The following is a 415-nucleotide window of genomic DNA, read 5'->3' on the forward strand; positions in this document are numbered from 1 at the left end:
ACCCCCGGTGGAAGACGCGCCTCCACTGGACGCTTCGTCCGTGCTGCCCGTGCCCACGATGGAGGAGCCCGAGGAGCGGACCGTCCTCGACCTCCGGCCCATCACCCCGGTCAGCCCGCTCGTGGCCAAGCCGATGCGCATTGGCGGTGCGGTGACGGCTCCCCCCGGGCCTGGCGCCCCCGAGCCGGCGACCTTCGTCGGCCAGGACGACGCCATTCCCGCGGACGCTCCGGAAGAGACCCGGGCATCACCCACCTTCGCGGGCCAGAACGCTCCCGCCGCTCCGGCCCTGGCGCCCGCGCCGGCCTGGAATCCCCCCGTCCCGCCGCCTTCGCCGGAGCCGGAGCCGGTGACGCTCGTGGGCCGGAACCGGGCAGCGTCGCCTCCGAAGCTGGACGCCGGACCGATGCCCGGC

1 pseudogene is annotated in these 415 nt (G+C 75.9%); it reads left to right on the forward strand.

Going from position 1 to position 415, the window contains the following annotated elements:
- Window positions 1–40: 40 nt before the first annotated feature.
- Window positions 41–415: pseudogene (locus D7W79_RS42865) on the forward strand (hypothetical protein); the annotation flags it as partial.

Source organism: Corallococcus exercitus (assembly GCF_003611585.1).
Taxonomy (GTDB): domain Bacteria; phylum Myxococcota; class Myxococcia; order Myxococcales; family Myxococcaceae; genus Corallococcus; species Corallococcus exercitus.